The sequence below is a fragment of the Mesorhizobium sp. AD1-1 genome, from assembly GCF_020164655.1.
In the GTDB taxonomy this organism is placed as follows: domain Bacteria; phylum Pseudomonadota; class Alphaproteobacteria; order Rhizobiales; family Rhizobiaceae; genus Mesorhizobium; species Mesorhizobium ciceri.
This window is the reverse complement of the sequence record NZ_JAIUGP010000013.1, coordinates 13982-35695: the sequence shown is the minus strand read 5'-3', so window position 1 is coordinate 35695 and position 21714 is coordinate 13982. Positions and strand designations below refer to the sequence as shown.

The 21714-nt window shown below is 63.1% G+C and carries 20 protein-coding genes and 1 riboswitch; of the genes, 17 read left to right on the top strand and 3 right to left on the bottom strand.

From position 1 onward, the window contains the following. Positions 1–11: 11 nt before the first annotated feature. The 3 genes from cobW to LB519_RS22530 all read right to left on the bottom strand — a co-directional run bounded on the left by cobW (position 12) and on the right by LB519_RS22530 (position 2953). Positions 12–1049, bottom strand: a complete 1038-nt coding sequence (cobW, locus tag LB519_RS22540; protein ID WP_127369892.1) for a cobalamin biosynthesis protein CobW — start codon at positions 1047–1049, stop codon at positions 12–14. 2 nt (positions 1050–1051) lie between these two features. Then, positions 1052–1480 carry a DUF1636 family protein gene (locus tag LB519_RS22535; protein WP_224621245.1) on the bottom strand — a complete coding sequence of 143 codons (429 nt, stop codon included), beginning with the start codon at positions 1478–1480 and terminating at the stop codon, positions 1052–1054. A 38-nt stretch (positions 1481–1518) separates the two neighbouring features. Further along, positions 1519–1723, bottom strand: a riboswitch (cobalamin riboswitch). A 30-nt stretch (positions 1724–1753) separates the two neighbouring features. Then, positions 1754–2953, bottom strand: coding sequence for a winged helix-turn-helix domain-containing protein (locus tag LB519_RS22530; protein ID WP_224621242.1), 1200 nt, complete (start codon positions 2951–2953; stop codon positions 1754–1756). A 331-nt stretch (positions 2954–3284) separates the two neighbouring features. Here LB519_RS22530 and LB519_RS22525 point away from each other — a divergent pair, with 331 nt between their 5' ends. The 17 genes from LB519_RS22525 (at position 3285) to LB519_RS22445 (ending at position 21680) form a co-directional block, all read left to right on the top strand. Continuing rightward, positions 3285–3650: an NADH-quinone oxidoreductase subunit A gene (locus tag LB519_RS22525; RefSeq protein WP_010910112.1), complete on the top strand. Its 366-nt coding sequence runs from the start codon at positions 3285–3287 to the stop codon at positions 3648–3650. Then, positions 3641–4222: a NuoB/complex I 20 kDa subunit family protein gene (locus tag LB519_RS22520; RefSeq protein WP_013531090.1), complete on the top strand. Its 582-nt coding sequence runs from the start codon at positions 3641–3643 to the stop codon at positions 4220–4222. The genes LB519_RS22525 and LB519_RS22520 overlap by 10 nt, the downstream gene beginning before the upstream one ends. Positions 4223–4226: 4 nt before the next feature. Then, positions 4227–4829, top strand: a complete 603-nt coding sequence (locus LB519_RS22515; protein ID WP_013531091.1) for an NADH-quinone oxidoreductase subunit C — start codon at positions 4227–4229, stop codon at positions 4827–4829. Then, positions 4830–6020, top strand: a complete 1191-nt coding sequence (locus LB519_RS22510) for an NADH-quinone oxidoreductase subunit D (RefSeq protein ID WP_024501361.1) — start codon at positions 4830–4832, stop codon at positions 6018–6020. After that, on the top strand, positions 6021–7301 hold the full coding sequence (locus LB519_RS22505) for an NADH-quinone oxidoreductase subunit E (protein ID WP_224621240.1): 1281 nt from the start codon (positions 6021–6023) through the stop codon (positions 7299–7301). A gap of 10 nt (positions 7302–7311) precedes the next feature. Further along, on the top strand, positions 7312–8616 hold the full coding sequence (nuoF, locus tag LB519_RS22500; RefSeq protein WP_013531094.1) for an NADH-quinone oxidoreductase subunit NuoF: 1305 nt from the start codon (positions 7312–7314) through the stop codon (positions 8614–8616). 70 nt (positions 8617–8686) lie between these two features. Continuing rightward, positions 8687–9376, top strand: a complete 690-nt coding sequence (locus LB519_RS22495; protein ID WP_027160548.1) for an NADH-ubiquinone dehydrogenase — start codon at positions 8687–8689, stop codon at positions 9374–9376. A gap of 73 nt (positions 9377–9449) precedes the next feature. Then, positions 9450–11531 carry an NADH-quinone oxidoreductase subunit NuoG gene (gene nuoG, locus LB519_RS22490; RefSeq protein ID WP_224621238.1) on the top strand — a complete coding sequence of 694 codons (2082 nt, stop codon included), beginning with the start codon at positions 9450–9452 and terminating at the stop codon, positions 11529–11531. 2 nt (positions 11532–11533) lie between these two features. Continuing rightward, positions 11534–12577, top strand: a complete 1044-nt coding sequence (gene nuoH / locus LB519_RS22485; protein WP_013531097.1) for an NADH-quinone oxidoreductase subunit NuoH — start codon at positions 11534–11536, stop codon at positions 12575–12577. Then, the gene (gene nuoI, locus LB519_RS22480) at positions 12577–13068 is read left to right on the top strand and encodes an NADH-quinone oxidoreductase subunit NuoI (protein WP_013531098.1); all 492 of its coding nucleotides are present in this window, start codon (positions 12577–12579) and stop codon (positions 13066–13068) included. Before nuoH ends, nuoI begins: the two co-directional genes overlap by 1 nt. Before the next feature lie 122 nt (positions 13069–13190). After that, the gene (locus LB519_RS22475) at positions 13191–13811 is read left to right on the top strand and encodes an NADH-quinone oxidoreductase subunit J (RefSeq protein ID WP_013531099.1); all 621 of its coding nucleotides are present in this window, start codon (positions 13191–13193) and stop codon (positions 13809–13811) included. Between the two features lies 1 nt (position 13812). Further along, entirely contained in the window at positions 13813–14121 is a 309-nt protein-coding gene (gene nuoK / locus LB519_RS22470) for an NADH-quinone oxidoreductase subunit NuoK (protein WP_010910101.1), read from the top strand. A 10-nt stretch (positions 14122–14131) separates the two neighbouring features. After that, on the top strand, positions 14132–16105 hold the full coding sequence (gene nuoL / locus LB519_RS22465; protein ID WP_224621237.1) for an NADH-quinone oxidoreductase subunit L: 1974 nt from the start codon (positions 14132–14134) through the stop codon (positions 16103–16105). Then, a complete protein-coding gene (locus LB519_RS22460; RefSeq protein ID WP_024501357.1) occupies positions 16105–17610 on the top strand; it encodes an NADH-quinone oxidoreductase subunit M in 1506 nt (501 codons plus the stop codon). Before nuoL ends, LB519_RS22460 begins: the two co-directional genes overlap by 1 nt. Before the next feature lie 18 nt (positions 17611–17628). After that, positions 17629–19065 (top strand): NADH-quinone oxidoreductase subunit NuoN, encoded by a 1437-nt coding sequence (gene nuoN, locus LB519_RS22455; protein ID WP_013531102.1) that lies wholly within the window; start codon positions 17629–17631, stop codon positions 19063–19065. A gap of 5 nt (positions 19066–19070) precedes the next feature. After that, the gene (locus LB519_RS22450) at positions 19071–19892 is read left to right on the top strand and encodes a biotin--[acetyl-CoA-carboxylase] ligase (RefSeq protein ID WP_024501356.1); all 822 of its coding nucleotides are present in this window, start codon (positions 19071–19073) and stop codon (positions 19890–19892) included. 117 nt (positions 19893–20009) lie between these two features. Continuing rightward, positions 20010–21680 (top strand): ribonuclease J, encoded by a 1671-nt coding sequence (locus LB519_RS22445; RefSeq protein WP_224621235.1) that lies wholly within the window; start codon positions 20010–20012, stop codon positions 21678–21680. The last annotated feature ends 34 nt before the right edge of the window (positions 21681–21714 follow it).

Below are 21714 nucleotides of genomic sequence, written 5' to 3'. Positions count from 1 at the left end.
CGTGTCCGAAATCAGCCGGCGAGTATACGCTCGATCGCCGGACGGTTCAGCCCCTTCAGGCCGATGACGACGAGGCGCGAACGGCGGTCATCCTGCGCGGTCCAGGCGCGGTCATAGTAATGATTGACGCGCGGCCCGACGGCCTGCAGCAACAGCCGCATCGGCTTGCCGCCGACCTCGACGAAGCCTTTTACACGCAGCACGTTCTCTTCTTCTGCGACCGTGGCGACGCGTTTTGCCAGTTCATCGGGATTGGCGACCGAGGCTATGTCGACAATGAAGGTGTCGAAGTCGTCATGCTCGTGGTCGAAGGCGCCGTCATGATGGGATTTGCGGTTCTCGATGTCATCCTCGACGGCGAGACCGAGCCCGAGCAGCACGGAGGGATCGACCTTGCCATGCGAGGTCGGCACGATCTTCACCGCGCGGGCGGAGTGTTCGCCAATGATGGCATTGGCGCGGGCGGTGCCGGCGGCGTCCATCAGGTCGCTCTTCGACAGGATGATCAGGTCGGCGCAGGCGATCTGGTCCTCGAACAGTTCTTCCACCGGATCGTCATGGTCGAGCGTCTCGTCCCCGGCGCGCTGCGCCTGGAGGGCCTCCATGTCGTTGGCGACGCGGCCTTCGGCCAATGCCGGTCCGTCGACCACGGCGATGACGCCATCGACGGTCACCCGGCTTTTCACGCTCGGCCACTGAAAGGCCTGGACCAGCGGCTTGGGCAGTGCCAGGCCCGAGGTTTCGATCAGGATATGGTCGACCTTCGGCGTCAGCGACAGGATTTGGTCGAGCGCCGGGACGAAATCATCGGCGACGGTGCAGCAGATACAGCCATTGGCCAGTTCGACGATGTTTTCCTCGGGGCAGGTGTCGATACCGCATCCCTTGAGGATCTCGCCATCGATGCCGATGTCGCCGAATTCGTTGACGATGATGGCGATGCGCTTGCCGCCGGCGTTTTCCAGGAGATGGCGGACCAGCGTCGTCTTGCCGGCGCCGAGGAAGCCAGTGACGACGGTGCAGGGAACGCGGGATACGGAAGTGGTCATGGTCAATCCTTCAGCATGTCGATGGGTGGAATGCGGGCCACGAGGCCGCGCTTAAGGCTATCGGGGCGGCCACGCCAGGGAATGAGACCGTCGGTCGAGGTGGCGAAGAGCTTTGCGCCTGTCACGAGGTCGGCGCCGCTGGTCGCGGTCAGGTCGCCGAAGACATAGCTCCAGCAGCCGTCGCGCAGGATCGCGGCGCTGAGGCGCCGCTTGCAATTGCCAAGGCATTCGACGCTGCGGATGCGGATATCGTCGCCAGCGGCGGCGCGGCGCGTGTCGTCCGTCAGCAACTCGCCGGCGCGGGGATGAGCGTCGGAGCCGGTCTCATTGCGGCAGGAGCCGCAGACGATGATGGTGACGCCGGCCAAGGCATCATCATGGCCGGACGAAATATCCGCTGTGCCAGCCGAAAAACTGCTGTCGTGGTCCAAAGATCGGGCTCCTTGCCCGGAAACCCGCCGGGCGATCGGATTCTACAGTCGCAGACGGCAGGTCTCCTGGCTCGCGAGTCATCGCCTTGGGTAGCCGCCTTCCCGGGAATTCCCAGTGGTTTTCGGCCTTGGCTCTTCGCTTACAGTTGCGGGGACAGCCGCGGATTTGGGATTTTGCCCCGCACCGCATTCCCTCTTAGCCCTTGCCGTTGCGGGCAAGGGACCATCTGGAACCGGATTTAGGCTTTTGCGGGCGGCGGTGTCAACGCGAGCTTACGACACGGCTATGTCGGCCAGCGCCGCGCCCAAATCGCCGGCAGGCGTCACTTCGATGCGTTCGAGCCCGAGCCAACCTTGCATCTGCTTCAATTCCTCGAACAGCTCCGCAGCGGTTTCAGGCGGCGCACCGGGCTCGGCATAGGCCGCATGGACCCGCAGTATGCTGGCCGGGCGATCGGCCTTGAGGTCGACGCGTGCCACGATCCTGTCGCCGAGCAGGAACGGCAGGACATAATAGCCATACTGCCGCTTGTCGGCAGGTGTGTAGATCTCGATGCGGTAGTGGAAATCGAACAGCCGCTCGGTGCGCGAGCGCTCGAAGACGACCGGATCGAAGGGTGCCAGCAAGGCGCGGGCCTCGACTTTGCGCGGCAGACGGGCGTCCCGGTGAAGATAGGCCGGCTTGTCCCAGCCTTCGACACGCACCGGCAGCAACTCGCCCGTTTCAACCAGTTCCTCCAACCGGCCTTTCATATCTGCCGGCGACAGGCGGAAATAGTCGCGCAAATCGCTTGAAGTCGCCACGCCGTGGGCGCGGGCGGAAATGCGCAGCAATTCGCGGTGCGCGTCCTCAGGCGTCGGCACCGGCAGGTCGAGGATCGCCTGCGGCAGCACGCGCTCGGGCAGGTCATAGAAGCGCTCGAAACCGCGGCGGTGCGCCGTGGTGATGCGGCCGGCCCAGAACAGCCATTCGAAGGCGTGTTTGGCATGGCTCCAGCCCCACCAGCCGCCCGAACCTTTCTGGCCCTCCAGCGCGGAAGCGGCGATCGGGCCGCGCTCGGCGACCTCGCGGTAGATCTCTTCGATGTAGGCGGCGTGCTCGCGGCCCCATTTGGCGAGACCCAGATACATTTCCTCGCCCCGCTCGGCGCGCTGCATGCGCCAGCGCATCAGCGGGTATGTCTCGACCGGCAGGAAGGAGGCCTCGTGCGCCCAATATTCGAAAACCATCCGCTTGCGCGTCACAGCCGCGTTGTCGAGCAGCGAGAACGGGTAGGGGCCAAGGCGCGAATAGAGCGGCATATAATGAGCGCGCACCACCGCGCTGACGGAATCGATCTGCAACAGGCCGGTGCGGGAGAGGGTGCGGGCAAAATGCCGGCGGTCGGGCGTGCCGGTCGGGCGAGGATCGAGGAACCCTTGGGCGGCAAGGGCGATGCGCCGGGCCATCGGGAGCGAGATCTTTTCCTTCATGCAGGTATCACTTTGACGTGTTTTGACCGAGGGTCGAATGGCTGATTCCAACCCATGCTAGCAGGGTTTTGGCGGCATCCATGTCAGGAGAGAAAAGTGGAGTAAAAAGCGAAGGAAATCAAACAGGAGCGGATCGGACCAGTTTGCCGCGATATGCCATCCAGGTCGATGTTTTGAACAAGGTTTGACTTGCTTCGCTGGAAGTGCTGCGCTAACCCTCGCCGCGTTGCAGCATAGGCCCTTAAAACGGTTCAGCGGTTAAACTGTCACGCTTCCGCATTAGGGTCCGGTGCTGTAATCAACGTGGATTGGCGCCAACGGAAAGCCGAGCATGAACGCACTCTTGAGCTCATACCTGCCCATCGTCCTGTTCATAGGCGTGGCGCTGGTTGTCGGCCTGGCGCTGCTGGCCGCGCCCTTCCTGGTGGCCTACCGCAATCCCGATCCCGAAAAGCTTTCCGCCTACGAGTGCGGTTTCAACTCGTTCGACGACGCCCGCATGAAGTTCGACATCCGTTTCTACCTGGTGTCGATCCTGTTCATCATCTTCGACCTGGAAGTAGCCTTCCTGTTTCCGTGGGCGGTGTCGTTTTCGAAGATCGGAATGCTCGGTTTCTGGTCGATGATGGTTTTTTTGGCGGTGCTGACCATCGGCTTTGCCTATGAATGGAAAAAAGGAGCGCTGGAATGGGATTGAACGACAGTTCAGGCACCCTCGTCGCGCCGAAGCCCAAGGGCATCATCGATCCCAACACCGGCAGGCCGGTGGGGGAGGACGATCCCTTCTTCCTCGAGATCAACAACGAGTTGGCCGACAAGGGCTTTCTGGTCACTTCGACCGAGGCGCTCATCACCTGGGCGCGCAGCGGGTCGCTGATGTTCATGACGTTCGGCCTCGCCTGCTGCGCGGTCGAGATGATCCACACCTCGATGCCGCGCTATGATTCGGAGCGGTTCGGTGTCGCGCCACGCGCGTCTCCGCGCCAGTCCGACATCATGATCGTCGCCGGCACGCTGACCAACAAGATGGCGCCGGCGCTGCGCAAGGTCTACGACCAGATGCCGGAGCCGCGCTACGTCATCTCGATGGGCTCCTGCGCCAATGGCGGCGGCTATTACCACTATTCCTATTCGGTGGTGCGCGGCTGCGACCGCATCGTGCCGGTCGACATCTATGTGCCCGGCTGTCCGCCGAGCGCCGAAGCGCTGCTCTACGGCATTCTTCTCTTGCAGAAGAAGATCCGCCGCACCGGCACGATCGAACGGTAAATCCATGACCGCATCCCTGAGCGAACTGTCGACCTATCTCGGCGAGAAGCTGATCGGCCGCGTGAACGAGGCTGATATCGCCTATGGCGAACTCACCATCCATGTCGAGCCGCGCGATCTGGTCGAGGTGATGACCTTCCTGCGCGACGATGCGCGCTGCCAGTTCATCTCGATCATCGATGTCTGCGGCGCCGACTATCCGTCGCGGGCCAAGCGTTTCGACGTCGTCTATCACCTGTTGTCGCCGAAGCAGAATGTGCGCGTCCGCGTCAAGGTGCAGGCCGACGAGGAAACCATGGTGCCGTCGATCACCGGCGTCTATCCCGGCGCCGACTGGTTCGAACGCGAGACGTACGATCTCTACGGCGTTTTGTTCTCGGGCCATCCCGACCTGCGCCGCCTGCTGACCGACTATGGCTTCGAAGGCCATCCCTTGCGCAAGGATTTCCCGCTGACCGGCTTCGTCGAGGTGCGCTACGACGACGAGGCCAAGCGCGTTATCTATGAGCCGGTCGAGCTCAAGCAGGAATTTCGCAATTTCGATTTTCTGTCCCCGTGGGAAGGTACGGATTACGTGCTGCCGGGTGACGAGAAGGCAAAGCAGTAAATGGCTGAAACCTCCGTCCGCAACTTCAACATCAATTTCGGCCCGCAACACCCCGCGGCGCACGGCGTTTTGCGCCTTGTGCTGGAGCTGGACGGCGAAGTCGTCGATCGCGTCGATCCGCATATCGGACTGCTGCATCGCGGTACCGAAAAGCTGATCGAAGCCAAAACCTATCTGCAGGCGGTGCCCTATCTCGACCGGCTCGACTATTGCGCGCCGATGAACCAGGAACATGCCTTTGCGCTGGCCGCCGAGCGTCTGCTCGGCATCGAGGTGCCGAAGCGTGGCCAGGTGATCCGCGTTCTCTACAGCGAGATCGGTCGCATCATGTCGCACATCCTCAATGTGACGACGCAGGCGATGGACGTCGGTGCGCTGACGCCGCCGCTGTGGGGCTTCGTCGAACGCGAAAAGCTGATGGTGTTCTATGAGCGCGCCTCCGGTTCGCGCATGCATGCCGCTTATTTTCGGCCCGGCGGCGTCCATCAGGACCTGCCGCGTCAACTGGTCGAGGACATCGGCAAGTGGATCGACCCGTTCCTGAAGTCGATCGACGACCTCGACCGGCTGCTGACCGGCAACCGCATCTTCAAGCAGCGCAACGTCGATATCGGCATCGTCTCGCTGGCGGATGCCTGGGCCTGGGGTTTTTCGGGCGTGATGGTGCGTGGCTCGGGTGCAGCCTGGGACCTGCGCAAGTCGCAACCCTATGAATGCTATTCGGAGATGGATTTCGACATTCCGATCGGCAAGAACGGCGACTGCTTCGACCGCTACCTCGTGCGCATGGAAGAAATGCGCCAGTCGGCGAAGATCATGCGCCAGTGCGTCGACCTTTTGCTCGGCAAGGAGAGCACCGGCCCGGTGTCGAACCTCGATGGCAAGGTGGTGCCGCCCAAGCGCCAGGCGATGAAGCGCTCGATGGAAGCGCTGATCCATCACTTCAAGCTCTACACCGAGGGTTATCGCGTGCCGGCCGGCGAGGTTTACGCCGCCGTCGAGGCGCCGAAGGGCGAATTCGGCGTCTATCTGGTCTCCGACGGCTCCAACAAGCCCTACCGCTGCAAGCTGCGCGCGCCGGGTTTCGCGCATCTGCAGGCGATGGATTTCCTCTGCCGCGGCCACATGCTGGCCGACGTCACCGCCGTTCTCGGCTCCCTCGACATCGTGTTTGGTGAGGTCGATCGCTAAATGTCAGTCCGCCGTCTCGCAGAAGCCAGCGTCCAGCCAGCATCCTTCGCCTTCAACCGGGCGAATGCCGCGGCTGCGAAGCAATGGATCAAGAAGTACCCGAAGGGCCGTGAACAGTCGGCCATCATCCCGCTTCTGATGATAGCACAGGAGCAGGAAGGCTGGGTGACGAAGGCGGCGATCGAGACGATCTCCGACATGCTCGGCATGCCCCGCATCCGCGGGCTGGAAGTCGCGACCTTCTACACGCAGTACCAGTTGAATCCGGTCGGCACGCGTGCGCACATCCAGGTCTGCGGCACCACGCCCTGCATGCTGCGCGGTTCGGAAGCGCTGATGGATGTCTGCCGCTCCAAAATCCATCACGACCAGTTCCACACCAACGACAAGGGAACCTTGTCTTGGGAAGAGGTGGAATGCCTCGGTGCCTGCGTCAACGCGCCGATGGTGATGATCTTCAAGGACACGTTCGAGGATCTGACGCCGGAACGCCTGGCTGAAATCATCGATCTCTATGACGCCGGCAAGGGTGCTGCGGTGGAACCGGGGCCGCAGAATGGCCGCACCGGCTCGGAGCCGGCCTCCGGCCTCACCACGCTGAAGAGCGAAAAGGCGATCCTCAAGTCGACCCGCGACAGGGAAGCCAGGGAGGCGGCCAAGGCCGCCAGGGCGGCACCCGACGCGATCGTCGCAGCGCCGGTGCCGGCGCCGGCCGCGGCCCCTGTCGCACCGTCCAACACCAGCAAGCCGAAGACCGACGCCCCTGAAACCAGCCCGGCGCTGAAGACGCCTTCAAAAACCAAGGTCGCGCCGGCGGCTGAAAAGGCGGCGAGTGTTGCCGCTCCACTGCATTCGGCCGCCAATGCCAACAAGGCAGACTCCAAAGTCGAGCAGGTTTCCAAGCAGCGCAGTGGCCCCATCACCAAGGCCGAGCCGGCCTCCGCCTTCAAGGCGCCAGAGGTCAAGGTACCGGCCGCCAAGCCGGCCAAACCGTCGCTCGGGGACAAGAACTGCCCGGCCGGCATCGACAGGCCGGCACAGGTCGATGACCTCAAACTGATCTCCGGCGTCGGCCCCAAGATCGAGGGCATCCTGCATACGCTGGGCATCTTTACCTTCGCGCAGGTCGCGTCGTGGAAGAAGGCCGAACGCGAGTGGGTGGATGGCTATCTCTCTTTCCAGGGCCGCATCGATCGCGACGACTGGGTCAAGCAGGCCAAGGCGCTCGCCAAGGGTGGCGTCGCCGAATACATCCGCGTCTTCGGCAAGAAGCCGGTCTGAGGGACGAAAAATGCTCGGGGATAAAGACCGCATCTTCACCAATATTTACGGCCTGTTCGACAAGTCCTTGGCCGGCGCGATGGCGCGCGGCGCCTGGGATAACACGCCCGGCATCGTCGCCAAGGGCCGCGAGTGGATCGTCAACGAGATGAAGGCGTCGGGCCTGCGCGGCCGTGGCGGCGCCGGCTTCCCGACCGGCCTCAAATGGTCGTTCATGCCCAAGCAGAGCGATGGCCGGCCGAGCTATCTCGTGATCAACGCCGACGAATCCGAGCCCGGCACCTGCAAGGACCGCGACATCCTGCGCAACGACCCGCACACGCTGGTCGAGGGCGCGCTGCTTGCCGGTTTCGCCATGGGTGCGGTTGCCGCCTACATCTATGTGCGCGGCGAGTTCATCCGCGAGCGCGAGGCGCTGCAGCGCGCGATCGAGGAGGCCTATGAGGCCAAGCTGATCGGCAAGAACAACACGTCCGGCTACGATTTCGACATCTACATGCACCACGGCGCCGGCGCCTATATCTGCGGCGAGGAGACTGCACTTCTCGAAAGCCTCGAAGGCAAGAAGGGCCAGCCGCGGCTGAAGCCGCCATTCCCGGCCAATGTCGGCCTCTATGGCTGCCCGACCACGGTCAACAATGTCGAATCGATCGCGGTTGCGCCGACCATCCTGCGCCGCGGTGCGGCCTGGTTCTCGTCCTTCGGCCGGCCGAACAATGTCGGCACCAAGCTGTTTTGCATCTCCGGCCATGTCAACAATCCGTGCACGGTCGAAGAGGCGATGTCGATCCCGTTCCGCGAACTGATCGAGACGCATTGCGGCGGCATTCGCGGCGGCTGGGACAATCTTTTGGCGGTCATACCGGGCGGCGCTTCGGTGCCGCTAGTGCCGGCCGAGCAGATCATCGACGCGCCGATGGATTTCGACGCGCTGCGCGACCTCAAATCCGGCCTTGGAACCGCGGCTGTCATCGTCATGGACAAGTCGACCGATGTCGTGAAGGCGATCGCGCGGCTTTCCTACTTCTACAAGCACGAGAGCTGCGGCCAGTGCACGCCATGCCGCGAAGGCACCGGCTGGATGTGGCGGGTGATGGAACGGCTGGTGCGCGGCGAGGCGCAGAAGCGCGAGATCGATATGCTGCTCGACGTCACCAAGCAGATCGAAGGCCATACGATCTGCGCGCTGGGCGACGCGGCGGCATGGCCGATCCAGGGCCTGATGCGGCATTTCCGCGGCGAAGTGGAGCGGCGCATCGACGAGTTTTCGCGCAATGCGCACCGGGCCGAGCCTGTGATGGTGGCGGCGGAATAGAAGAACGTTTTACGCGGACGAAAGTCCGCAGCGAAGGGCGGGCGAACGACGAAACGACCAGGAGAACTCTATGGCGCCGTATTCGAACCCGCTGATGCCCAATTTGGACCAGATCGACAAGATGAACCAGGACTTGACCAGGATGATGCCGAAGGAGATGGCCAGTGCCGTCAACCTTTTCGTGCATCCTGTGGCGGGTGCGGCGGCGATGTCGGCGCTTGGCCTCGGGCTTGCCAATCATGCTTTCGGCGTCTGGCTGGGCGCGTTTTCAGGTGCGGCAGAAGCCTCGCAACGGCTGCTGCAGCCGATCGTCGATGATTTCGAGGCGCGCGTCGCGCAGTTCGATGATCCGAACTCTTCCTCCACCAAGGCGCGGGCGACGGCGAAAACCATGATCGCCGAGGCGCAGTCCTTCGCCAGGGAGGTCACCGATATTGCCGCCAAGGAAGCCGCAACTGCCGTGCCGGCCGCAAACGCCGCTCCAGCAACAAGCGGCGTCGGCGATGCGCTGTTGCCCGAGGATTTCAGGCAGCCCAAGGCCGTGGAGAAGCCGGCGAAACCGGCGGATCTCAAGGCGATATCGGGCATCGGGCCCAAGCTGGAAAAGGTTCTCAACGGCCTCGGCATCTGGACGTATGCCCAGATCGCGGCATGGACGCCGCAAGAGGTTGCCTGGGTCGAGGACTATCTGTCGCTCGGCGGCCGCATCGGCCGCGACGATTGGACAGCTCAAGCGGCGGCGCTCGCCGTCAAGAAGTGAATGAAGTGCCCGACGTGGTCTCGACCGCGTCCGGAAAAAGAGATTGCGGGAACTCCGCAGGGGTTTGAGGCGAATGGCAAAGCTCAAGGTCGACGGGAAAGAGATCACTGTACCCGACCACTACACGCTGCTGCAGGCGGCGGAAGACGCTGGCGCGGAAGTGCCGCGCTTCTGCTTCCATGAGCGGCTGTCGATCGCCGGCAATTGCCGCATGTGCCTGATCGAGGTGAAGGGCGGGCCGCCCAAGCCGCAGGCCTCCTGCGCCATGAACGTGCGCGACCTGCGTCCCGGCCCGAATGGCGAGGCACCGGAAATCTTCACCAACACGCCGATGGTCAAGAAGGCCAGGGAAGGCGTGATGGAGTTCCTGCTGATCAACCATCCGCTGGATTGCCCGATCTGCGACCAGGGCGGCGAATGCGACCTGCAGGACCAGGCAATGGCCTTCGGCGTCGATTCCTCGCGCTATCATGAGAACAAGCGCGCGGTCGAAGACAAATACATCGGACCGCTGGTGAAGACGGTGATGAACCGCTGCATCCACTGCACGCGCTGCGTCCGCTTCACCACCGAAGTCGCCGGCATTTCCGAACTGGGCCTGATCGGCCGTGGCGAGGATGCCGAGATCACCACCTATCTCGAACAGGCGATGACCTCGGAGCTGCAGGGCAATGTCATCGACCTTTGCCCGGTCGGCGCGCTGACCTCGAAGCCATTCGCCTTCCAGGCGCGGCCGTGGGAGCTGACCAAGACCGAATCCATCGACGTGATGGATGCGGTCGGCTCGGCGATCCGCGTCGATAGCCGGGGCCGCGAAGTGATGCGCATCCTGCCGCGCGTCAACGAGGCGGTGAACGAGGAGTGGATCTCCGACAAGACCCGCTTCATCTGGGACGGCCTGCGCACGCAGCGTCTCGACCGCCCCTATGTGCGCACGGACGGCAGGCTGGTTGCCGCCAGCTGGGCCGAGGCCTTCGCCGCGATCAAGGACGCGGTGTCGAAGACGGCGCCCGAAAAGATCGGCGCTATCGCGGGCGATCTCGCCGCCGTCGAAGAAACCTATGCGCTCAAGCTGCTGATGGCTTCGCTCGGCTCGAAGAATACCGATTGCCGCCAGGATGGCGCCGCACTCGATCCGGCGCTCGGCCGCGCGAGCTACATCTTCAACCCGACCATCGAAGGCATCGAGCAGGCCGATGCGGTGCTGATCATCGGCGCCAACCCACGCTATGAAGCCTCGGTGCTCAATGCCCGTATCCGCAAGCGCTGGCGGACCGGCAATCTGCCGGTCGGCGTCATCGGCGATGTCGGCGATACCCGCTACGACTACGAACAGCTGGGCGCCGGGCCGGATTCGCTGAAGGATTTGGCTGACGGAAACGGCAAGTTCTTCCAGACGCTGAAGAAGGCGACGCACCCGCTGATCATCGTGGGACAGGGCGCGCTGGCGCGTGCCGATGGCGCGGCCGTGCTCGGCCAGGCGGCCAAGCTCGCGGCCGCCGTCAACGCTGCCCGCGCAGACTGGAACGGCTTTGCCGTGCTGCACAATGCGGCCGGGCGCGTCGGCGGTCTCGATCTCGGCTTCGTGCCGGGCGAGGGCGGCAGAAACGTTGCCGGCATGCTGGGCGAAATGGAGCTCCTGTTCCTGCTCGGCGCCGACGAGATCGACATGGCCAAGACCGGCGGCGCCTTCGTCGTCTATATCGGCACGCATGGCGACCAGGGCGCGCACCGCGCCAATGTCATCCTGCCGGCGGCCGCCTACACGGAAAAATCGGCCACCTATGTCAACACCGAAGGGCGTGTGCAGCAGACCAACCGCGCCGGCTTCGCGCCGGGCGAGGCGCGCGAGGACTGGGCGATCCTAAGGGCGCTGTCGGATGTGCTGGGCAAGAAACTGCCGTTCGATTCGCTGCCGCAGCTGCGCGCCAAGCTTTATGGCGAATACCCGCATCTGGCCCGTATCGACCAGGTCGCGGCCGGCAATGCCGAGGATATCGCCGAGGTGGCGAAGCTCGGCGGACGGCTGAATAAGGGCACCTTCACCTCGCCGGTGAAGGATTTCTACCTGACCAACCCGATCGCGCGGGCATCGGCCGTGATGGCGGAATGCTCGGCACTGGCCAAGAGCGGCTTCAAGCAGGCGGCGGAATAAGCATGGACACTTTCTTCTCCTTCTACGTGCTGCCGGCGCTGCTGATCCTGTTGAAGTCAGTCGTGCTGATCGTCGTTCTTTTGATCTTCGTCGCCTACATCCTCTACGCCGACCGCAAGATCTGGGCGGCGGTGCAATTGCGCCGTGGCCCGAACGTCGTCGGCCCCTGGGGCACGCTGCAGGCTTTCGCCGATCTGTTGAAGTTCGTCTTCAAGGAGCCGGTCATCCCGTCCGGCGCCAACAAGGGCGTGTTTCTTTTGGCGCCGCTGGTGTCGGCCGTGCTGGCGATCTCGGCCTGGGCGGTCATCCCGGTCAGCCACGGCTGGGCAATCGCCAACGTCAATGTCGGCATCCTCTATGTCTTCGCCATCTCCTCGCTCGAGGTCTACGGCGTGATCATGGGCGGCTGGGCGTCGAACTCGAAATATCCGTTCCTCGGCGCGCTGCGCTCGGCCGCGCAGATGGTGTCCTACGAAGTTTCGATCGGCTTCGTCATCGTCACCGTTCTGCTCACCGCTGGCTCGCTCAACCTCACCGATATCGTGCTGTCCCAGCATGATGGAATTGGTACGCGGCTTGGCCTGCCCAACACCTTCCTCGACTGGAACTGGCTGGCGCTGTTCCCGATGTTCATCATCTTCTTCATCTCGGCGCTGGCCGAGACGAACCGCCCGCCTTTCGATCTGGTGGAAGCCGAATCGGAACTGGTCGCCGGCCACATGGTCGAATATTCGTCGACGCCGTTCCTTTTGTTCTTCCTCGGCGAGTATGTCGCCATCGTGCTGATGTGCGCGCTGGCCACCATCCTGTTCCTCGGCGGCTGGCTGCCTCCGTTCGACTTCGCGCCGTTCACCTGGGTGCCGGGCGTCATCTGGTTCGTGCTGAAAGTCTGCTTCGTGTTCTTCGGCATCTCCATGGTGAAGGCCTTCGTGCCGCGCTACCGCTACGACCAATTGATGCGGCTTGGCTGGAAAGTGTTCCTGCCGATCTCGCTGTTCATGGTGGTCGCCACCGCGGCCTTCCTCAAGATCACGGGGTTTGCGTGATGTCCGCTCTTTCCCAAGCCGCCAAATCGCTGCTGCTGCAGGATTTCGTCAGCGCCTTCTTCCTGTCGATGCGCCAGTTCTTCGCGCCGAAGGAGACGATCAACTATCCGCACGAGAAGGGGCCAACCAGCCCGCGCTTCCGCGGCGAGCATGCGTTGCGCCGTTACCCGAACGGCGAGGAACGCTGCATTGCCTGCAAATTGTGCGAGGCGATCTGCCCGGCGCAGGCCATCACCATCGAGGCCGGCCCGCGCCGCAATGACGGCACGCGCCGCACGGTGCGCTACGACATCGACATGGTGAAGTGCATCTATTGCGGCTTCTGCCAGGAAGCCTGCCCGGTCGACGCCATTGTCGAGGGGCCGAATTTCGAGTTCGCGACGGAGACGCGCGAGGAACTCTACTACGACAAGGACAGGCTGTTGGCGAATGGCGACCGGTGGGAGCGCGAGCTGGCGCGCAACATCTCGCTGGACTCGCCCTACCGCTGATATTTGACGCATGGACGGGGCGAGGGGCCTCGTCTAAGGACACAACGAAACTTGCGGCCTGAGGCGGCAAACATCGAAACAGGACGGTTGTCCTGTTTGTACAGGAACCCGGGGGATCCCCAATGTTGAGTGGACTAGAGGCGGCCTTTTTCTACCTCTTCGCCTTTGTCGCGGTGGCATCGGCGTTCATGGTCATTTCGTCGCGCAACCCCGTGCATTCGGTGCTGTTCCTGATCCTGACCTTCTTCAACGCCGCCGGCCTGTTCATGCTGACCGGCGCCGAGTTCCTGGCGATGATCCTGCTCGTCGTCTATGTCGGCGCGGTGATGGTTCTGTTCCTGTTCGTCGTCATGATGCTCGACGTCGATTTCGCCGAACTGAAGAGCGGCGCCCTGCAATATGCGCCGATCGGCGCGCTGGTCGGGCTGATCCTGGCGGCGGAGCTGATCGTGGTTCTCGGCGGCTACACCTTCGCGCCGCAGCTCGCTTCGACGGTCTCCAAGCCCATTCCGGATCTTGCCACGCGGACCAATACCGCCGCGCTCGGCGACATCCTCTATACGGACTACCTCTACTACTTCCAGATTTCGGGCCTCGTGCTGCTGGTCGCCATGATCGGCGCCATCGTGCTGACGCTGCGCCACAAGCCAGGCGTCAAGCGGCAATCGATCGCAGCCCAGGTCGGCCGCACACCGGCGACCGGCATGGAAATCCGCAAGGTCAAGACAGGCGAGGGACTCTGAGATGGTTGTCGGCATCGCACATTATCTGACCGTATCGGCTGTTCTGTTCACGCTCGGCGTGTTCGGCATCTTCCTGAACCGCAAGAACGTCATCGTCATCCTGATGTCGGTCGAGCTGATCCTGCTGGCGGTCAACATCAATTTCGTCGCCTTTTCGGCAGCACTCGGCGATCTGGTCGGCCAGGTGTTCGCGCTGTTCGTGCTGACGGTCGCGGCGGCCGAAGCCGCCATCGGACTTGCCATTCTCGTCGTCTTCTTCCGCAACCGCGGCTCGATCGCGGTCGAAGACGTGAACATGATGAAGGGTTGACGGAACCACCATGTATCAGGCCATCGTCTTCCTTCCCCTGCTCGGCTTCCTGATCGTCGGCCTGTTCGGCACGTCGCTCGGCGCCAAGGCGTCCGAATACATCACTTCGGGTTTCCTGGTGGTCGCGGCCGTGCTGTCGTGGGTCGCGTTCTTCACCGTCGGTTTCGGCCATGGCGAGGTGTTCACCGTGCCCGTGCTGCGCTGGATACAGTCGGGTGGGCTGGAAGCGTCCTGGGCGCTCCGGATCGACACGCTGACGGTGGTCATGCTGGTGGTGGTCAACACCGTGTCGGCGCTGGTCCACATCTATTCGATCGGCTACATGCACCACGATCCGAACCGGCCGCGCTTCTTCGCTTATCTGTCGCTGTTCACCTTCGCCATGCTGATGCTGGTGACGGCGGACAACCTCGTGCAGATGTTTTTCGGCTGGGAAGGGGTGGGGCTGGCGTCCTATCTGCTGATCGGCTTCTGGTACAAGAAGCCGTCGGCCAATGCCGCGGCAATCAAGGCCTTTGTCGTCAACCGCGTCGGCGATTTCGGCTTCGCGCTCGGCATCTTCGGCGTGTTCGTGCTGTTCGGCTCGGTCAATCTGGGCACCATCTTCGCCAATGCGGCGACGTTCATCCCGGCCGAAGGTGCACCGCAGGGTGCCGCGGTGCTGACTTTCCTTGGCCATGCGCTGGACAAGCAGGCGGCCATGACGATCGTCTGCCTGCTCCTGTTCATGGGCGCCATGGGCAAGTCGGCGCAAGTGCCGCTGCACACCTGGCTGCCGGACGCCATGGAAGGCCCGACGCCGGTTTCGGCCCTGATCCATGCCGCCACCATGGTGACGGCGGGCGTGTTCATGCTGGCGCGGTTGTCGCCGCTGTTCGAACTGTCGCATTCGGCGCTGACGGTCGTGACCTTCATCGGTGCCTTCACGGCCTTCTTCGCGGCCACCGTCGGTCTCGTCCAGAACGACATCAAGCGCGTCATCGCCTATTCGACCTGCTCGCAGCTCGGTTACATGTTCGTGGCGCTCGGCGTCGGCGCCTATGGCGCGGCGATCTTCCACCTGTTCACGCATGCCTTCTTCAAGGCGCTGCTGTTCCTCGGCTCGGGCTCGGTCATCCACGCCGTGTCCGACGAGCAGGACATGCGCAATATGGGCGGCCTCAGGAAACTGATCCCGACCACCTACTGGATGATGGTGATCGGCACGCTGGCGCTGACCGGCGTCGGCATTCCGGTGACGGTCATCGGCACCGCCGGCTTCTTTTCCAAGGACGCCATCATCGAGAGCGCCTTTGCCGGCCACAATTCGGTTGCCGGCATGGCCTTCGTGCTTTTGGTCATCGCCGCCTGTTTCACCTCCTTCTACTCCTGGCGGCTGATCTTCATGACCTTCCACGGCAAGCCGCGGGCGAGCCATGAGGTGATGCACCATGTCCATGAATCGCCGCCGGTGATGCTGGTGCCGCTGTTCATCCTGGCCGCGGGTGCGCTGTTTGCCGGCGTCATCTTCCACAACGTCTTCATCGGCGAGGGCTATGCCGAGTTCTGGAAGGCATCGCTGTTCACATTGCCTGACAATCACATCCTGCACGACATCCACGAATTGCCGCTGTGGGTCGAACTGTCGCCCTTTATCGCCATGCTGATCGGCTTCGCGCTGGCCTGGAAATTCTACATCCGCTCGCCGGAAATGCCGGTCAACCTGGCCGCGCAGCATCGCGGGCTCTACGCCTTCCTGCTCAACAAGTGGTATTTCGACGAGCTCTACGACTTCCTGTTCGTGCGGCCCGCCAAGCGCCTCGGCCACTTCCTGTGGAAGACCGGCGACGGCACCGTCATCGACGGCCTCGGCCCCGACGGTATTTCGGCGCGCGTCGTCGATGTCACCAACCGCGTCGTCAAGCTGCAGACCGGCTATCTCTACCACTACGCCTTCGCCATGCTGATCGGCGTTGCCGCACTCGTCACCTGGATGATGCTCTGATGACCGCCTGGCCAATCCTCTCGCTGGTCACCTTCCTGCCGCTGGTTGGTGTGCTGCTTATCCTGTTCATCAATGACGACAGCGAAAATGCACGCCGCAACATCCGCGCCATCGCGCTGTTGACGACGACTTTCACGTTCATCATCTCGCTGTTCATCTGGACCGGATTCGACAATTCGCAGTCCGGCTTCCAGTTCGTCGAGAAGGTCGCCTGGCTCGATTCCGGCATTTCCTACCATATGGGCGTCGACGGCATCTCGATGCTGTTCGTCATCCTGACGACCTTCCTGATGCCGCTCTGCATCCTGGCCTCGTGGGAATCGATCGAGAAGCGCGTCAAGGCCTACATGATTGCCTTCCTGCTGCTCGAAACGCTGATGATCGGCGTGTTCTGCGCGCTGGACATCGTGCTGTTCTACGTCTTCTTCGAAGCCGGCCTGATCCCGATGTTCATCATCATCGGCGTCTGGGGCGGCAAGCGGCGCGTCTACGCCTCGTTCAAGTTCTTCCTCTACACGCTCGCCGGTTCGGTGCTGATGCTGCTCGCCATCATGGCGATGTTCTTCCAGTCCGGCACAACCGACATCCCGACGCTGCTGACCCACAATTTCCCGGCCAACATGCAGACCTGGCTATGGCTTGCCTTCTTCGCCTCCTTCGCGGTGAAGATGCCGATGTGGCCGGTGCACACCTGGCTGCCCGACGCGCACGTCGAGGCGCCGACGGCGGGCTCCGTCATCCTGGCCGGCATCCTGTTGAAAATGGGCGGGTACGGCTTCCTGCGCTTCTCCTTGCCGATGTTCCCGCTGGCGTCGGAAATGTTCGCGCCGCTGGTCTTCGCGCTGTCCGTCGTCGCCATCATCTACACCTCGCTGGTGGCGCTGATGCAGGAGGACATGAAGAAGCTGATCGCCTATTCGTCGGTTGCCCATATGGGCTTCGTCACCATGGGCATCTTTGCCATGAACCAGGAAGGCGTGCAGGGCGCGATCTTCCAGATGCTCAGCCACGGCCTCGTCTCCGGCGCGCTGTTCCTGTGCGTCGGCGTCATCTACGACCGCATGCACACACGTGAGATCGCGGCCTATGGCGGGCTGGTCAACAACATGCCGAAATACGCCACGGTGTTCCTGATCTTCACCATGGCCAATGTCGGCCTGCCCGGTACCAGCGGCTTCGTCGGCGAGTTCCTGACCATGCTCGGCGTGTTCCGGGTCAACACATGGGTGGCGTTCTTCGCCGCCACCGGCGTCATCCTGTCGGCCGCCTACGCGCTCTGGCTCTACCGCCGGGTGATCTTCGGCGCACTGACCAAGGAGAGCCTTAAGGGACTGCTCGACCTGTCGCCGCGCGAGAAGGTGATCATCTACCCGCTGGTCGTGCTGGTCATCTTCTTCGGCGTCTATCCCGCCCCGGTCTTCGACGCGACGGCCCAATCGGTCAAGTCGCTCGTCACCAATGTCACTGCATCCATCGGCGCCGCGCAGACCGCGGCGGCGAACTGACCAGAGGTTTTGCGAACCATGACGCCGGACCTTCTCTCCAGCCTGTCGCTCTCGACGCCAGAGCTGATCCTTGCCGTCGGCGCGCTGGCGCTGCTGATGGTCGGAGCCTATTCGCGCGCCAACACGGCCAACACGGTAACCGGCCTTGCGGTTGCCGTGCTGGCGATCGCGGGCGCCTGGCTGATCTTCCGAACCGGGCAGGGCAGCGCTTATGGCAATGCCTTCATCCAGGATTCCTTCGGCCGCTTCATGAAGGTGCTGGCACTGGTTGGCTCGGCGGTGACGCTGGTGATGTCGATGCGCTTCGCCAAGGCGGAGCGTTTCGACAAGTTCGAATATCCGGTGCTGATCCTGCTGTGCACGCTCGGCATGATGCTGATGATCTCGGCCAACAGCATGATCGGCCTCTATCTCGGCCTCGAGCTGCAGTCGCTGGCGATCTATGTGCTGTGCGCGATCAACCGCGACAATCTGCGCTCGACCGAAGCGGGCCTCAAATATTTCGTTCTCGGTGCGCTGTCGTCGGGCATGCTGCTCTATGGCATCAGCCTGGTCTACGGCTACACCGGCAACACCGGCTTCCAGGAAATCGCCACGGCACTCGGCAGCGGCGAGCGCCAGCTTGGCCTCGTTTTCGGCCTCGTCTTCGTGCTGGCCGGCCTTGCCTTCAAGATTTCCGCGGTGCCGTTCCACATGTGGACGCCTGACGTCTATGAGGGCGCGCCGACTCCGGTGACGGCCTTCCTGGCGGCGGCGCCGAAAATGGCGGCGATGGCACTGATCGTGCGCGTCACCATGGGCGCGTTCAAGCCAATCGCCGCCGACTGGCAGCAGATCATCGTCTTCATCTCGATCGCCTCGATGGCACTCGGCTCCTTCGCCGCAATCGGGCAGACCAACATCAAGCGCCTGATGGCCTATTCCTCGATTGGCCATATGGGTTACGCGCTGGTCGGCCTTGCCGCCAACAGCCAGGCCGGCGTGCGCGGCGTTGCCATCTACATGCTGATCTATCTGGTGATGACGCTCGGCACCTTCGCCTTCATCCTCGCCATGCGGCGCAAGGAAGGCAATGTCGAGCAGATCAGCGACCTGGCCGGCCTGTCGTCGACCAATCCGGTCATGGCGACGATCCTGACCATCCTGATGTTCTCACTCGCCGGCATTCCACCGCTCGCCGGCTTCTGGGGGAAATGGTACGTCTTCCTCGCCGCCATCAACGCCAATCTCTACGCGCTGGCGATCATCGGCGTGCTGGCCTCGGTAGTGGGCGCCTATTACTATTTGCGCATCATCAAGATCATGTGGTTCGACGAACCGGTCGGCGGCTTCGTGCCGATGGCGACGGAATTGCGTGTCGTGCTCGGCGTCTCCGGCGCCTTCGTGCTGTTCTACGTGTTGATCGGTGGGCCGATCGGCACCTATGCCGAAGCCGCCGCCAAGACGTTTTTCTAGACGGCATGGCATTTCGGCTGGCTCCAACCTCGGCGTCGGAAGGGTTCCGGCTCGAGGCGCATGAGAGCGTCGGCTCCACCAATGCGCTGGCACTGGACCACGCAAGGGCAGGCGACTCCGGCAAATTGTGGGTCGTTTCCAAGAAGCAGGAAAGCGGGCGTGGCCGGCGCGGCCGCGTCTGGGCGACCCCGGAAGGCAACCTGGCGGCGACGCTGCTCGTCATCACCAAGGCAGAGCTTCGCCTTGCCGCGACGTTGGGCTTCGTCGCAGGACTGGCGCTGGCCGATGCACTCGATGCCGTGGTGCCGAAGGGCCGGATCGCCATTGGCCTCGACGGTGGCAGCGAAGGAAAAAACCGTTTCGAGCTGAAATGGCCGAACGACGTGCTTGCCTCCGGCGCCAAGCTGGCCGGCATCCTGCTGGAATCGGCAATCCTCGAGGGCGGCCGTTTCGGAGTGGCGGTCGGCATCGGCGTCAATGTGGTGGCATACCCTGAGGATTTGCCGTATCCCGCAACTTCCTTGCGCGCGCTGGGCGCGGCATGCGATGCGGAAACACTGTTCCTGGCGCTGTCGGATGCCTGGAGCGAGAATGCCCGATTGTGGGATGAGGGGCGCGGACTTGCCGCCGTCAGGCGACGGTGGCTTGATCGTGCCGCGGGGCTCGGCGGCGAGGTTGCCGTCAGAATTGACGGTAATGTGGTGCGCGGGGTGTTTGAGACCATTGACGAGGACTGCCGTTTCGTGATCCGCGACGATGAAGGTTCGGTTCGGACGATCGCCGCCGGCGATGTGCATTTCGGCGCGGTCGCTTCGGCCAGGGCATAGGGCCGTTCATGAACGGTTCTAACTGTTTGTTTTTGCGCAACTCCGGTGGGAAAACCGTTACACACTTTTCCCGGAATTGCTTTTGAGCTTGGCCTGAGGGCCAGGAAGGGAAAAATCATGGCGAAAGCGGAAAACGCCGAACTCGTCTTCGTGCCGCTCGGCGGCGTCGGCGAGATCGGCATGAACTTCGCTCTTTACGGCTACGGGCCGCCCAGCGCGCGCGAATGGATCGTCATCGATGTCGGAGTGACCTTCCCCGATGCCAGCCTGCCGGGCGTCGACCTGGTGCTGCCCGACACACGCTTCATCGAGGAGAACCTCGCCAATCTGCGCGGCATCATCATCACGCATGCGCATGAAGACCATTACGGCGCGCTGCTCGACACATGGCCGAAGCTGAAGGCGCCGGTCTGGATGACGCCGTTCAGCGCCGGCCTGCTGGAAGCCAAGCGGCAAGGCGAGCAGGGCGCACCGAAAATACCGGTCACGATCTACCGGGCGGGCGAGAAATTCACCGTCGGCCCCTTCGAGATCGAAGCCATTCCGGTCGCGCACTCGATTCCCGAGCCGATGTCGCTGGCGATCACCTCGCCGGCAGGCACCGTCATCCATACCGGTGACTGGAAGATCGATCCGGAGCCGACGATCGGGCCGAAGACCGACGAGGCGCGTTTCCGCGCCTATGGCGACAAGGGCGTTCTGGCGCTGATCTGCGATTCGACCAATGCGCTGCGCGAAGGCGAGTCGCCTTCGGAAGTGGCTGTGGGCGAGGGCCTCAAGGGCGTCATCCAGGCTGCCAAGGGCCGTGTCGCCGTCACCACGTTCTCCTCCAATGTCGGACGTATCGTCTCGATCGCCAAAGCGGCGCGCGATGCCGGACGCCAGTGCCTGGTGCTTGGCCGTTCGCTGAAGCGGGTCATCGATGTGGCCGGAGAACTCGGCTACATGGACGGTCTGCCGGAGTTCATCGCCGAGGAGGATTTTGGTTTCATCCCGCGCGAAAACCTGGTCATCATCTGCACCGGCAGCCAGGGCGAGCCGCTGGCCGCACTGGCCAAGCTGTCGCGCGAAGAGATGAAGTCGGTGTCGCTGACGGCAGGCGACACGGTGGTGTTTTCCTCGCGTACGATTCCCGGCAACGAGAAGGCGATCCTCGAGATCAAGAACCGTCTCATCGACCTCGGCGTCAAGATCATCGAGGACGGCGATGCGCTGGTGCATGTCTCCGGCCATCCGCGGCGCAGCGAATTGCGCAAGATGTATGAATGGGTGCACCCGCAGATCGGCGTTCCCGTGCATGGCGAGGCGGCACATCTGGTGGCGCAGGGCTCGCTGATGTCGACATCGGGCATCGGCCAGGTGGCGCAGGTGCGCGACGGCGACATGCTCAGGCTTGCTCCCGGCCCAGCCACAATCATGGATCAGGTGCCGTTCGGCCGTATCTACAAGGATGGCAGACTGATCGGCACCGATCAGGCGATGGGCATCCGCGACCGGCGCAAATTGTCCTTTGCCGGCCACGTGGCGGTCAATGTCGTGTTGGACGACAAATATGAGCTTGCCGGCGACCCCGATTTGGTCGCCATCGGCGTCGCCGAGGCCGATGGCCGTGGCGAGTCGCTGGAAGATCTGATGATCGATGCGGCAATCGGCGCGGTGGACTCGATCCCCCGTCAGCGCCGAAAAGACCTCGACCTGGTGCAGGAAGCAGTGCGGCGCGCCGTGCGCGGCGCCGCCAACGAAGCCTGGGGCAAGAAGCCGTTGGTGACGGTGTTCGTCACTCGCTGAGGGGAGTAGGGCAGTAAGGGAGTAGGGCAGTAGG

Coding starts and splice junctions, on each gene's coding strand:
- cobW (WP_127369892.1), bottom strand. CDS start 1,049: ATGACCACTTCCGTATCCCGCGTTCCCTGCACCGTCGTCACTGGCTTC.
- LB519_RS22530 (WP_224621242.1), bottom strand. CDS start 2,953: ATGAAGGAAAAGATCTCGCTCCCGATGGCCCGGCGCATCGCCCTTGCC.
- LB519_RS22525 (WP_010910112.1), top strand. CDS start 3,285: ATGAACGCACTCTTGAGCTCATACCTGCCCATCGTCCTGTTCATAGGC.
- LB519_RS22520 (WP_013531090.1), top strand. CDS start 3,641: ATGGGATTGAACGACAGTTCAGGCACCCTCGTCGCGCCGAAGCCCAAG.
- LB519_RS22515 (WP_013531091.1), top strand. CDS start 4,227: ATGACCGCATCCCTGAGCGAACTGTCGACCTATCTCGGCGAGAAGCTG.
- LB519_RS22510 (WP_024501361.1), top strand. CDS start 4,830: ATGGCTGAAACCTCCGTCCGCAACTTCAACATCAATTTCGGCCCGCAA.
- LB519_RS22505 (WP_224621240.1), top strand. CDS start 6,021: ATGTCAGTCCGCCGTCTCGCAGAAGCCAGCGTCCAGCCAGCATCCTTC.
- nuoF (WP_013531094.1), top strand. CDS start 7,312: ATGCTCGGGGATAAAGACCGCATCTTCACCAATATTTACGGCCTGTTC.
- LB519_RS22495 (WP_027160548.1), top strand. CDS start 8,687: ATGGCGCCGTATTCGAACCCGCTGATGCCCAATTTGGACCAGATCGAC.
- nuoG (WP_224621238.1), top strand. CDS start 9,450: ATGGCAAAGCTCAAGGTCGACGGGAAAGAGATCACTGTACCCGACCAC.
- nuoH (WP_013531097.1), top strand. CDS start 11,534: ATGGACACTTTCTTCTCCTTCTACGTGCTGCCGGCGCTGCTGATCCTG.
- nuoI (WP_013531098.1), top strand. CDS start 12,577: ATGTCCGCTCTTTCCCAAGCCGCCAAATCGCTGCTGCTGCAGGATTTC.
- LB519_RS22475 (WP_013531099.1), top strand. CDS start 13,191: ATGTTGAGTGGACTAGAGGCGGCCTTTTTCTACCTCTTCGCCTTTGTC.
- nuoK (WP_010910101.1), top strand. CDS start 13,813: ATGGTTGTCGGCATCGCACATTATCTGACCGTATCGGCTGTTCTGTTC.
- nuoL (WP_224621237.1), top strand. CDS start 14,132: ATGTATCAGGCCATCGTCTTCCTTCCCCTGCTCGGCTTCCTGATCGTC.
- LB519_RS22460 (WP_024501357.1), top strand. CDS start 16,105: ATGACCGCCTGGCCAATCCTCTCGCTGGTCACCTTCCTGCCGCTGGTT.
- nuoN (WP_013531102.1), top strand. CDS start 17,629: ATGACGCCGGACCTTCTCTCCAGCCTGTCGCTCTCGACGCCAGAGCTG.
- LB519_RS22450 (WP_024501356.1), top strand. CDS start 19,071: ATGGCATTTCGGCTGGCTCCAACCTCGGCGTCGGAAGGGTTCCGGCTC.
- LB519_RS22445 (WP_224621235.1), top strand. CDS start 20,010: ATGGCGAAAGCGGAAAACGCCGAACTCGTCTTCGTGCCGCTCGGCGGC.